The organism is Lunatimonas salinarum, from assembly GCF_017811155.1.
Classification (GTDB): domain Bacteria; phylum Bacteroidota; class Bacteroidia; order Cytophagales; family Cyclobacteriaceae; genus Lunatimonas; species Lunatimonas salinarum.
The window spans coordinates 121,720-134,187 of record NZ_JACVCV010000012.1; the positions used below are offsets into that span (position 1 = coordinate 121,720).

Sequence of the window (12,468 nt, forward strand, 5' to 3'; positions counted from 1 at the left end):
GGTATTGGTAACGGGTTGTTTTTTTCCGTGTTCGTTGATCGATATTCGGTATTTGCTGACTTTTGTCCTGTTTTATTAGAAAGTTTGGAGTTAAATTGATGCCTATTAGCACACTCCCAAAATAACCTGATATGGCGACCTTCACGATACCATTTGACACGATCCGAAATACCGAGGTTTCCTCTGTGGGGGGCAAAAACGCTTCCTTGGGAGAAATGAGGCATGAATTGACTCCCTTGGGTATTCAAATCCCGGACGGATTTGCCACGACGGCGGAAGCCTTTAGGGACTTTTTGGCTCAAAATGACCTTTCCGAAAAGCTGACCAATCAGCTTCAAAAGCTGGATACCCGCCAATTGAGCAACTTGGCTGAAATAGGAAGCGCATGCCGCTCCCTGATTGCCTCAGGAAGCTTTCCGGAAAGGATGAAGCAGGATTTTATCTCGGCCTATCGTAGACTGTCCCAAGGTGAGCCCATTTCCGTTGCTGTCAGAAGTTCTGCTACCGCTGAGGACTTACCTACGGCCAGCTTTGCCGGGCAACACGACAGTTTCCTTAATATTCAAGGGGAAGAAAGCCTGATCGCCGCTATTCATCGCTGTTATGTCTCCCTCTTTAACGACCGTGCCATCAAATACCGGATCGACAACGGGTTTGATCACATGCAGGTGTACCTTTCGGTGGGCGTTCAGCGCATGGTTCGCTCCGACCTGGGCAGTGCGGGAGTCATTTTTTCCATCGATCCGGAGACCGGTTTTGAGAATGTGATCTACCTCACCTCAGCTTGGGGATTGGGTGAGAATGTGGTTCAGGGTGCCGTAAACCCTGACGAGTTTTATGCGTTCAAGCCATTCATTGGCAAAAAGGGCATCTCCAGCCTGATTTATAAAAAAATGGGTGAAAAGGCCCATAAGATGGTCTATTCGAGCGGTGGCGAAAAATCGGTGGTAAACATCAAGACCAGTCCGGCTGAGCAAAACAGCTTTTCCTTGAATCCGCAGGAAGTAGCGAAACTCGCAGCTTGGAGCCTTCGGATCGAGCAGCATTATGGACTTCCCATGGATATCGAATGGGCAAAGGACGGCTTGACCAGCGAATTGTTTATCGTGCAGGCTCGGCCGGAAACGGTTCACGGACAGAAAAAGGACATAACCATCAAGGAATATAAGCTGCATGAAAAGGTTCCGCCATTGACCAAGGGAAAGGCGGTGGGCACTGCAATCGCAAGCGGTCCGGTTTGTATTGTCAAGTCACTTGCGGATTCGGGTAAAGTGAAGGACGGTGACATCATCGTGGCCGATATCACCAATCCCGATTGGAACGCGATGTTGCGCAGGGCAATCAGCATTGTAACCAACAAGGGGGGAAGGACCAGCCATGCGTCGATCGTAGCCAGGGAACTGGGAATCCATGCAGTGGTCGGAACGGGCGATGCCACGGAAAAGCTAAAGGATGGGCAGATGGTTACCGTATCGTGCATAGAGGGAGATGAGGGAATGGTGTATGATGGGAAGCTGGATTGGTCGGAGAGGGAGGTGAATTTGGGAGTTATGGAGCCTACTGCCACCAAGCCAATGTTTATCCTGGCGGATCCGTTTAAAGCTTTTCGGCTATCTTTTTATCCCAACGAAGGAGTGGGCCTGCTCCGCATGGAGTTTATCATAACCAATACCATCCGTATTCATCCCATGGCCTTGGTAAACTATGCCATGCTTCCGGAGGGAAATGATAAGCGGGCAATCGCGGCGATTACCCAACACTACGGGGACAAGAAGCGCTATTTTGTGGAGACACTCTCGGAGCATTTGGCCATCGTGGCGGCTGCATTCTATCCCAAAGACGTCATTATCCGAATGAGTGATTTCAAGACCAACGAATACGCCCAACTGATCGGAGGAAAATCCTTCGAGCCGGAGGAAGAAAACCCCATGTTGGGTTTCCGGGGTGCCTCTCGGTATTATAATGAGCGGTACCGGGAAGGATTTGGGCTGGAATGTGAGGCGGTCCGGGTGCTGCGGGATGAGCTCGGTTTCACCAATGTGAAGGTCATGATCCCCTTCTGCCGCACGGTGGAGGAGGGCAGGAGAGTGCTGGAGGTGATGGCTGATTTTGGATTGGAGCGTGGGAAGAATGGGCTGGAGGTCTATGTCATGGCCGAGATACCCAGTAATGTGGTATTGGCGGAGGCCTTTTCGGAGATTTTTGATGGATTTTCCATAGGATCCAATGACCTCACCCAACTTACCTTGGGGATAGACCGGGACTCGGCCATTGTCGCCGATCTGTTTGACGAAAACAACGAGGCTGTCAAGCGCATGCTTGCATCGGTGATCCGTACGGCAAAGGAGAGGGGAAGAAAAATCGGACTGTGCGGGCAGGCACCCAGTGACCATCCCGCCTTTGCGCAGTTTTTGGTGGAGCAGGGAATAGACAGCATTTCCTTTAATCCAGATGCATTGCTTAAGGGGATAGAGAATATCCGACACGCCGAATCGTGAGGAAAACAAATTCGAAATGGGTAAAAAAACAGCGTTATCCTGTTTTGTTTATGCCATTTGCAATGACGCAGGGCAAACTTCTATCACCTGCTTTCCAAAAACCCATTCATATACCAAATGTGGGGAGCGGATATCAGTGAAACCAACACAAAAAACAGCAGGGTCAGCTCCTGTGTGGTATTGGTTGGATATAAGATAACAAGTATAATGCCCATTCCAATAATGCTAACCGCCGTAAAGGGTAGCATTCGTAGGAAAAATTGGCTTAACCGGTTGTCGCCTAGGGAAAATTTTAATGATTGATATTCCTCTGCCATACTCGGAAGTGCATGCCAAAATCCGAAATAAAGGATAAAGCCAACCAATAATGGAAGGTGGAATAACAGCGTTCCCAGGGTCAGCATCTCGGCCAAGTAAATGTGGTAATGGATCTGTTTGTTTTTACGTAGTAAAAAAGCTACAGCAACCACACTGGTGCCAAGTAACAGTAGTCCAACGTCATAAAACCTGCCAATAGCCACTATCGGCGATAATATGGTTTCCGTTTGCTCGAAATTTCCAAGCAAAATTGCGCCAAGATAAAACGCCCCTGTACCGAGATAGCAAAAGCCTTTCCCGATCAGCAACCTTTCACGTAGATAATGACTCTGGCCAAAGTGGTATGCGGACATGATCAGGAAAGCGAACAGGGCAAGCACGGGGATCATAGTCCAAATGAATAGATAGAGTATAATTATCCCGAGGTATTTTAATATAAACCTGGTCAGATCCCGTCGTTGGATATGGGGATTAGCCAATAGATGATCCAGGGCGCCATGTGGGATCCCGACCGTAAAAAGAACAAGGGCAAATAGAATCCATTCAAAGGTCTGATTGCCTTCAAAAAATACCAAATACAGGCCCGCAATGATGAAACCTACTACTTTGCCCCAAATATCAGTGTTTTTCATAGTCCAGAAGCGATTTAATGAAAATCGGGAATTTCAGTCGAGACAGGATCTTGATTTCTTCCAACAAGCTGCTTTCCTCGTTTAGGAATTTTAATACCTCAGGTCCGGAGTTGGTTTGGAAAAGATTCATGAATACACCGGGTAATTTTTTTGGCCATTTTCTGGCTATGTTGAGCAAAATGTTGTCATAGAAATTGTATTTGGGTTTTCTTTTCAGGGTTGTCATCGCCGACAGGTTTTCTTCCTCCAGGCAGGAAACGATCCGCTGGCAATGTTTTTGGATGTTGTAAAAGGTATAGCCTGTACTTGGCTTGCTCCACCCTGCCAACGTGCCCATGGGAATGATGTGTTCAAATCGGTAGGCTGACAGTTCCTGAGTGGTCATGGGGATACTTCCTTGCTCCCGAAAGATTACTTCATAGGCTTTCTGGCCAACGTCATTTCTGATAAAGCGATCAATCATCTCTTCCATCTGGCATTGGTCAAGTTCTTGGTCGCTAAATGTGGTGTATTCCACCAGTGCCTCGGTGGATGAAAACGGCAGAATATAAAAGAACTCCGTTTGGTTCTGAGTATTCTGCAAAAAGTCCATGAGGACTACGGTATTCGGGTCGAAGCAGGGTGCCGTGGTTTTGACCTTCCAACCTACGAATACCTGTTTTAAAATGGGTTTTGAAGTAGGATTCAGTGAAAAGTTTGGTATGGAGTTGAATACTTTTTTAGCGTGAAAAATACCGTAATTCGCTGTCTGAACATAGGCCCCTTCATCGGTTTCGGCGCACTCCACCACGCTGTCTTGAAGAAGTTCGATGTGGGGGAACTTTTTCAGAAGGCCACGGATTGCCAAGTAAAAATCGGAGGATTTGAGATGGAAATAGCGTAGATTCTCCAGGGGTTTTTCTATGCGTGTGTTTCCGTTGGAAAGTGCGATGGTCTGCCAACTAATGATAGGCTCGGTAGTCGGGTGGATCTTCAATGGCTTTTCAGCCCAGTAGCACCACGTTCTATCGTTGCCCTGCTTATCTGAATTATCGAGGATTAGGATTTTGCAATTTCTTAATTTACTATGCGCTAAATAGAATACCAAACTCATACCAGCACAACCAAAGCCGCTGATAATAAAGTCATAAGTAGCTTTTTGAGGGTTCATAGGTTTTTTGGGACAGGTTTGGTTTTAGTCAGGATGATCGGGTGAATCCTAGCCCGCCAAAGACGGACGGCCATACTATTTCATACACATAGTTGGCGTACTACCTTAACTTACGCCATGGCCTGTAGGCGTGTCTCCGTATGTGACTGCTGAAAATCAGCTATCACCAAATAAAAAAGGCCATCCCTGTCCTGTGGGACGGGATGGCCTTTTCAAATTAGGCAGCTACGACTTTTCGTGACTTCGCAGTCTCTGCGATAGCGACCGAGTAGATCACCAAGCCAAAGCCAATCTTGTTGATGGCATCTGCCAAATTGTAGAAGAGATCGATGCTGCTCACCTCGAATGCGCCGGAGAGCAAGTTTCCAGGAAGCACCATGTATCCGATAGGATAAATCGACCACCCCAGTGTAATGAAAATCTTCAACAGAAACATGGCTTGACCTAATGCGGGACTGTCGGAGGACTTTGCCAATTTGGCTACGTCGCCTGCAAATACTTCGTACACGATGTAGAGATACCCCAGCGTGGATAAAATGCCCCACAGGATGTTACTTTCTATTCCAGAAGTCTCCCCGATGTATCCTGTGATCAGCATGACCAAAGAAGCTAAAATTAGCTTGAACAGCGTTCCTCCCTTTGCGCCAAATGGTTTGGTCAATAAATAGAATTCTACGCACATCAGTGGTACGGTAAGTGTCCAGTCCACGTACCTGAAAGCGGTGGGACTTTGCCCGGTCTCCAAATAAAAATCACGCATGTAATAATAGTGGACAGCGGCAATTCCGGTGATTAGGCCGGATACCAATAGGGAAGTTTTCCACTTCCCGTCCACAGAACCTCTTTCTACAAAGAAAAAGACAGCGGAGGCAAACATGGCCATGTACCCTATAAAGAAGGTGATGGCAATCGGGTCGCTATTGATGATCTTGTCAAGACCTACCAAATCTGCGGTTAGAATGGTGTTCATAGATAATTGTTTTTTATGATGGATAAAGGAAAGAATAATGTATTGGTGATCACGTAGTAGTATAATAAATCAGGATATATTTTGTTTAACAAAAAATTAAAAATGATAAACAAATGTATATGTGCCGTAAGAAATCAACTGTAAGAAAGCAAAAAACGGTATCCGGAATTTTTATCTGGAAATGCCTGATTTTCTTTGGTTTCGACTTATTTTTAGGTCAAAAAGATGGATGATTAGCTCCGCGTTCTTTTGGAAGGGATGTTAGGGTGATCAATTAGGAGAGAAGATACATTTCATTTATCACTTGAAAATCATCAAGCTCTTTGAATTGGTAAAAAAAAACTCCTGCTCCTCTAACACACGTGGTTATTAGGAGAGCAGGAGTCTTTCGGTGGAGCTGGCGAGATTCGAACTCGCGTCCAGATAGGGAAACACCGTACCGTCTACATGCTTAGTCACCTGTTGGATTTTCGACTGTCGTTTGCTGGGTGACACACCGGACAACAGCTTAGCCACTGAGCTTATTCCCGTTTAGTAGCCTCACGGGCAGCAGCCCTGTCTGATCGACACCCCAACTCCGCCCGGACAGCGCAACGCACGGTGGGATGTGGCCGGGGAGATTCTCTCGAAACTCAACCCTTTAAGCGTATCTTAATCCCCGAAGGGAAAGATTAGGCAGCCATGGCGTAATTAGATTCGCCAATTATGGTTCGTATGAATGATTCAAGGCCGTACATACTCCAGCCTGCATGCGAGCCCGATCCTTACACCTACTGTCAAAACCGGTCAGCCCCATTAAGTAATCACAAGACAAAGATAACCTGAAATTAGTTCCCCCGCCCGATGTTTTGCATTTCTGCCCTAATTTTTCTCTTCCAATCTGCATTTTTCCAGCGTCTCCACAAATAGCTCTTTGGGCTGCGCACCGGAGATGGCGTACTGACGGTCAAACACAAAGAAGGGCACACCCCGCACACCTAAGCTTTGGCTTTCGCGTATATCGGCCTCGATTGCCTGGGTAAAGGCCTTCTCCTCTAGGCAGGCTGCGGCGGTTTCGCTGGAAATGCCCACTTCCTCCGCCAGCCGGATCAGCGTCGCGTGGTCGGCGATGTTGGCGCCTTCGGTGAAATAGGCACGAAACAGGCGTTCTTCCATCTCATTGCCCAGATGGTGCCTTTTGGCCAGTTGAATGATGCGATGGGCGTCCAATGCGTTGGCTACCTTGGTGTCCGCCATCCGGTAGTCCAACCCTTCGGCGGCGGCAATGCCGGCTACGTGTTCGGTCATTTGGATTACCTGCTCCATGGACCATCCTTTGGCCTCAGCAAGGTAATCCAAGCTATTTTTGGAGGGGTCCGTTTTCATGTCCGGGTTCAGCAAAAAGCTTTTCCAGGTTATTTCAGCTTCATCCTCCATCCCTAATTCCCGAAGGGCGCCCTCTAAGCGCCGCTTTCCTATGTAACAAAACGGACACATCACGTCCGACCAGATTTCTATTTGCATGTTTTTTGGAATCACCTTGAATCGATGACGAATTTATTTTTTGATATAAAAGATATCGCTTCGGAATACGGTATGTGCCCCCGTGAATTGCACACTTGGATCGTTTTCGGCGGTCACGATGATTTGCGTAGGTTTTTCGGATAGGGAACCGACGAAATTCGCTTTACCGGTATTCGCCAGCATGCCACGACGGTTTCTCAACTCGCCGATATTTACCACTCCCTGCCTCTCTGTATTTACCCACACGACATAACTTCGCTTGGGAGGGGAGAGGCGTTCTGGAAGTGCCAAGTTGGTGACGTCTAGTTTTACTTCGTAAGCTCCTTCCTTGGTTTTCTTTACGGCAGCTTTCGGCTCAGCCGCTGGGACCACAGATGAAACGGGAAAGTAGACCTTTGGACCGCAACTGCCAACCAGAAATCCAACAGAAAGTACAAAAACGAAGGAAAAGAGGTGTTTTTTAAAAAGGGGGAATTGATTCATGGGAGTGTTTTTTAGGTAAAAATAGGTGTCTTTTTTCTTAGACGATTTTAACGGACATACAGCCCACCTACGGTTTGAACATAGATTTGAATAAATTAGTTTTGGGAAGTTTGGTTTAGGGTGTAAATTGACAGATCAAACGCCCATCCGAAATGACCGAACAGACATGCGCGATTCTTCGATCTGTACCCTGCTATTTTTTATCATGATAGCCTGTAGCACCCCCGACTCTTATTGGACGGAGCGTCAGTTGACCGAAGCACCCCAAAATCACGAGTTGGACCACAACGAGAATTTTTCTCCCGACGATGCGTGGATAGTATACGATACACGGCCTAACCCGGCAGGAATACAGCAGAACACCAAAATAGAAAAGGTCAATATTCAGAACGGTGAGACGAAAATTTTGTATGAAGTATCCCAACCCAACTCCTTTGGTCCCGGGGTCGGGGCAGTGAGCTACCATCCCTATTTAAACCAGGTGGTTTTCATCCACGGTCCGGAAGCTGCCAATGAAGAAAGGCCCTATGCGGGCCACAGACGTACCGGAGTGATCGTTGATGAAAGCGAACCGGGCGTACCTCGTTGGATGGATTCGAGGGATATCGTTCCGCCTTTCACGTCGGGAGCCTTGCGAGGAGGGACTCACCGACATCAATGGAGTGCGGACGGCGAATGGATAGGATTTACCTACAATGACGCCCTGATGGTGGCGCTCGAAAATGAGACCGGCGAAAAGCGGGATCTTAGAACCGTAGGCGTATCCAAGCGAATGGGGCCGCAGGTGATTGTCCCGTCGGATTCGGTGGGAGAACAGGTTCAAGGCACCTGGTTTTCCGTTTTGCTTGTGCCTGTAGTGCCAAATCCACGGCCCGGTACAGATGAAATCAGCAAGGCCTACGAAGACTGGTGGGTGGGCCATTCGGGATATCGCAAGCCCGACGGGATGCTGCAGCGTGCGAGGGCCTTTATGGGGGATTTGATCACGCCAAAAGGTGAGCAGCTTACGGAAGTTTTTATCGTTGATGTGCCGGACAGCATTCACCTTGTGGGTGATCTGGGCCCTTTGGAGGGTACCGCCACGCAGATGCCCGCTCCTCCAAAAGGAGCAACGGTAAGAAGGCTTACGCGCACAGCCGACCGGAAATATCCGGGCATAGCGTCCGAACCCCGGCACTGGCTTAGTTCCTCGGCAGATGGCGATTGGATCAGTTACCTGGCTAAAGACGACGCTGGAGTGGTGCAGGTCTTTTTAGTATCTCCCATGGGAGGTGAACCCAAGCAAGCAACCTACCACCACGTTTCTGTGCAGAGCATGGTGCGCTGGCATCCACGGGAAAAGGTATTTACTTACGTATGTGACAACAGTCTTTTTTTGCTAAGCGTATCGTCTGAGGGCGATGTATCGGATCCGACCCGCCTCACGAAGCGATCCGCAGAACCGCCTTTTGCCCCTTGTTGGTCCAGGGACGGGCAGCGAATTGCCTTTAACCGATATGTGTTGTCAGCGAGGGGGGCCTTTATTCAGGTATTTTTGGCGGAGAAGCTGCGCTAGCATCTAGGCGGTAAAGGTCAGTTGCAGCTGGGGAAAATGCTCCTGCCGTAAGGAGTCCTCGCCCAATTTTTTATTTTATACCCGATTTATTGCGTAAAGTAGTCGATTTTGTGCAAGTATTTGTCGGAAATGTTCATGCGTTTCCTTTCGGTAAAGTAATAGCTTTATACGACAATCAATCTACCTAACCAGCCAAGAAATCGAACTTGCCTACTGGTAGGCAGGAATTTCCTTTGGCAACTGAAAGACAATTATGAACCCATGAAAAATTACCTAAAAAGCGTATTCATTCAGAAATTGTGGCACTTGGCGATGCTGACCATGATTTTATCCGTGCCCATCGGCATGGCCCATGCAGTTGATCGAGCAGCGGAAGACGTCGTGGTCCGTGGCGTTGTAAAGGATGTGGGGGGAGTTCCCCTTCCCGGTGTAATTGTAGTTGCCTTGGGGACCAATATCGGAACCGTGACGGATGGCGACGGATCGTTCGCAATTACGGTACCTGATAATGCCACACTTTCCTTTTCCTTTATCGGGTTTAAATCCCAGTCAGTGGTAGTCGGTAACCGGAGTGTCATTGACGTAGTCTTGGAAGAGGACCTTGCCAGCCTAGATGAGGTAGTTGTGGTCGGATACGGTACCCAAAAGAAGGCAAATCTGACCGGATCAGTGGCCACGCTTGCATCCGATGAAATCATCAAGCGCCCAGGTACCAACGTGGCCAACCTGCTGCAAGGAAAGGTGGCCGGCTTACAGGTGTCATCGCACTCCGGCAAGCCGGGATCCGAAAATAACACCCTACGGATTCGCGGGGTAGGTACATTCAGCGCGGCCGGCAGTGATCCGTTGGTATTGATCAATGGCATAGCGGGTGACATGACCAATTTAGATCCCAATGATATTGAGAACATCTCGGTGTTAAAGGATGCGGCTTCCAGTGCCATCTATGGTGCTAGGGCTGCAAATGGGGTAATCCTCATCACTACAAAGAAGGGACGATCCGGTGATTTGTACGTAGACATCCATAGCAACGTACAAGTGCAGCAGGCGACCCGCCTCCCCAACCTGCTAAGCAATTCCGCGGACTATATGATGTATTGGAATCAGGGCAGGGAGCGCTCCGGTCAGGTGCCTTATTTCACCCAACAAGAGATCGATGCCTTTCGCAACAATCCGAATGACCCGGTAAACTACCCAAACTTTGACTGGATAGACCATTCGTTTCGTACGGCCGTTACCCACAACCAATCCATCAACATAGGAGGGGGCAACGAAAAGACGACATTCAACGTTTCCTTGGGTTATTTTGATCAGCCGGGTATTACCAGCTTGTACGAGTTCAAAAAGCTAAACTCACGGGTAGTGATTGAGTCTACCTTAAAGGACTGGATCAAAATCGGAGGGGATATCCAATTCGTCCAAAAGGATATTCAGCGCAGCAATTGGGACAACGGCGATGTCGATTACCAGATTCTTGCGATTTACGGCGCCGGTCCCAATTATACGCCTACCATGACGTTGCCGAATGGAGGCACCGGTCACGTGGCCAGGTACAGCTCGGCGATTGGAGAATGGACCGTTAGAAATCCGGATGCCCAGGATGCAAGTGGTGTTCAAACAGATATTCAATACAACGTGCTGCCTCAATTTTATGCAGAGATCAAGCCGCATAAGAACCTGACATGGTTTTCAAAGGGAGCGATTTCATATGATACCCGGGCCTACAAAAACCATGAAATTCCTGTCGATAATTATTTTTTCAAAGACGGTACTTATGCGCACAACAATTCCACTTGGCAGCTGGGAGTCAGGGAAAACTGGAGTACGCAGATGCTGACGACTTTTTACTCCACGCTGAACTACCACAAGCTGTTTAATGAGGAACACGATTTGAATATTTTGGCAGGATACAACCAAGAGTATTTTCTGAGCCGTTCGCTGGGAGGATCCAAGGTGTTTTTCCCAACGGATGATTTGAAGGAACTGGATGCCGGTGCGCCGCTCAACCAAAGTACCAGTGGAAGCTCGGGAGAGTGGGCGATCCAATCGCTATTCTCCAGAGCCATGTACAATTTCCGGGGAAAATACCTGTTGGAGGCAAATCTGCGGTATGATGGTACGTCACGTATAGCCTCAGATACCCGATGGGGACTGTTTCCTTCGCTATCTGGTGGATGGCGTATTTCCCAAGAATCCTTTCTTCAGCAGAGCACCTGGCTGGATGACCTGAAGCTTCGGGCATCCTGGGGGCAGCTAGGAAACCAAAATGTGGGCCTTTATCCCTATCAGGAGGTATTGGCAACCACTTCGTATCCCTTTGCTACTGCCACGCCTGGCGCCATCATGAACCGCATGGTGGATCCTTCACTACGTTGGGAGACCACTACCATGACCGATATTGGTTTTGACCTGAGCATTAAAGAAGGGCGTCTGAATGTCACCTTCGACTGGTTCGACAAGGTCACGGACGATATCTTGTACAATATTCCCATTCCTGCGAGTGTAGGGCTTGGCTCTCCTACCGTTAACTTCGGTAAGATGAGAAATCGGGGCATTGACCTAGAGGTGGGATCCAGAGGAAGTGTTGGAGAGCTGAACTATAATTTCAGCTTGAATTTCTCTACCTATAAAAATGAAGTGTTGCGCATCTTAGCACCCATCTATGGAAATTATACCGTTCAAGAGGGGCTTCCGTTCAACTCACATTTTATGGTGGAGTGGACCGGTATATTTCAGAATGAGCAGGAGATTGCAGATGGCCCTTTGCATCCGTTCAATCCCAAGCCTGGAGACCTAAAGTTTAAGGATCAGAACGGCGATGGCGTGATTAATGCTGCAGACCGTGTGGTGATGCCGGGTGCTTACCCGGATTTCATCTATGGAAGTACCATCAACCTTTCGTGGAGAAATTTTGACCTGAACGCATTTTTTCAAGGCGTAGAGGGGCAGACTCAGAGCACACAGGGATTGGCTTGGGGATTGGTTCCCTATATCCAAGGCTCGCCTCCACCGGTGGATTTTATAAACAACATGTGGACGGGAGAAGGATCTACCAACAGTCATCCGGCCATGTATATTTCCGGATACGGACCGGTCACGGGCACACGTAACTCTTATTGGCTATTGGATGCCTCATACTTGCGACTCAAGAACCTTATGATCGGTTACAATGTGCCCAAGGTGCTGGCCAACAAAATAGGACTGCAAAATGCCAGATTCTACGTATCGGGCGATAATCTACTGACGTTCACCAATTGGCCCGGTTCCGATCCGGAGCGAGCAGCCACTAACTGGTTTCAAGCCTATCCACAGATTACTTCCTACACCCTTGGCTTAAAAGTACGCCTCTAGCCGGTCCT

Annotated in this window: 8 protein-coding genes and 1 other RNA gene; 3 read left to right on the forward strand and 6 right to left on the reverse strand. The window is 48.3% G+C overall.

The annotated features are described in order from the left end of the window. Positions 1-131 precede the first annotated feature (131 nt). Positions 132-2,498 carry a phosphoenolpyruvate synthase gene (ppsA, locus tag IAQ59_RS15370; protein WP_209331718.1) on the forward strand — a complete coding sequence of 789 codons (2,367 nt, stop codon included), beginning with the start codon at positions 132-134 and terminating at the stop codon, positions 2,496-2,498. Positions 2,499-2,581: 83 nt separating this feature from the next. Here the strand turns inward: ppsA and IAQ59_RS15375 are convergent, their stop codons facing one another. The 6 genes from IAQ59_RS15375 to IAQ59_RS15400 form a co-directional block, all read right to left on the reverse strand. Further along, complete coding sequence (locus IAQ59_RS15375; protein WP_209331719.1) at positions 2,582-3,448, reverse strand: Brp/Blh family beta-carotene 15,15'-dioxygenase; 867 nt, start codon at positions 3,446-3,448, stop codon at positions 2,582-2,584. After that, the gene (locus IAQ59_RS15380) at positions 3,435-4,598 is read right to left on the reverse strand and encodes a lycopene cyclase family protein (protein ID WP_209331720.1); all 1,164 of its coding nucleotides are present in this window, start codon (positions 4,596-4,598) and stop codon (positions 3,435-3,437) included. The genes IAQ59_RS15375 and IAQ59_RS15380 overlap by 14 nt, the downstream gene beginning before the upstream one ends. 217 nt (positions 4,599-4,815) lie before the next feature. Then, entirely contained in the window at positions 4,816-5,568 is a 753-nt protein-coding gene (locus IAQ59_RS15385; protein ID WP_209331721.1) for a bacteriorhodopsin, read from the reverse strand. Positions 5,569-5,957: 389 nt separating this feature from the next. Beyond that, positions 5,958-6,362, reverse strand: a transfer-messenger RNA (tmRNA) gene (gene ssrA, locus IAQ59_RS15390). Positions 6,363-6,429: 67 nt separating this feature from the next. Then, a complete protein-coding gene (locus tag IAQ59_RS15395) occupies positions 6,430-7,071 on the reverse strand; it encodes a DsbA family oxidoreductase (protein ID WP_209331722.1) in 642 nt (213 codons plus the stop codon). 33 nt (positions 7,072-7,104) lie between these two features. Beyond that, complete coding sequence (locus IAQ59_RS15400; protein ID WP_209331723.1) at positions 7,105-7,554, reverse strand: hypothetical protein; 450 nt, start codon at positions 7,552-7,554, stop codon at positions 7,105-7,107. Positions 7,555-7,720: 166 nt separating this feature from the next. Here IAQ59_RS15400 and IAQ59_RS15405 point away from each other — a divergent pair, with 166 nt between their 5' ends. Beyond that, positions 7,721-9,109, forward strand: coding sequence for a DUF3748 domain-containing protein (locus tag IAQ59_RS15405; RefSeq protein ID WP_245189631.1), 1,389 nt, complete (start codon positions 7,721-7,723; stop codon positions 9,107-9,109). A gap of 261 nt (positions 9,110-9,370) precedes the next feature. Beyond that, a complete protein-coding gene (locus IAQ59_RS15410; RefSeq protein WP_209331724.1) occupies positions 9,371-12,460 on the forward strand; it encodes a SusC/RagA family TonB-linked outer membrane protein in 3,090 nt (1,029 codons plus the stop codon). The last annotated feature ends 8 nt before the right edge of the window (positions 12,461-12,468 follow it).